The organism is Stappia sp. WLB 29 (assembly GCF_023507705.1).
GTDB lineage: Bacteria > Pseudomonadota > Alphaproteobacteria > Rhizobiales > Stappiaceae > Stappia.
The window spans coordinates 1-318 of record NZ_JALBGD010000036.1; the positions used below are offsets into that span (position 1 = coordinate 1).

1 pseudogene is annotated in these 318 nt (G+C 69.8%); it reads right to left on the reverse strand.

Features of this window, described 5'->3' with window-relative positions:
• A pseudogene (locus tag MNI96_RS21800) lies at positions 1–318 on the reverse strand (methyl-accepting chemotaxis protein); the annotation flags it as partial.

Here is a 318-nt window from a genome sequence, read left to right on the forward strand (position 1 = left end):
CAGGAACCTGTCGATTTCGCTGCGCAGGGCATCGGTGTTGCGGGCCATGGCGCTGGAGGCGTCGAGGACGTTGTCGGCTGCAGCCGATGTGCTGTCGACGGTGTGGGCGAGCATCTCCATGTTGCGGGTGACGGCGCCGGTGCCCTCTGCCGCCTGCTGCACGGAGCGCGAGATGTCGCCGGTGGCGGCCCCCTGCTGTTCGACGGCGGAGGCGATGGAGGCGGTGTAGCCGTTCACTTCCTGCATGATCTGGGCGATCTCGCCGATGGCGGCGACCGCCTCGCCGGTCGAGCCCTGGATCGCGGCGATCTGGGCGCC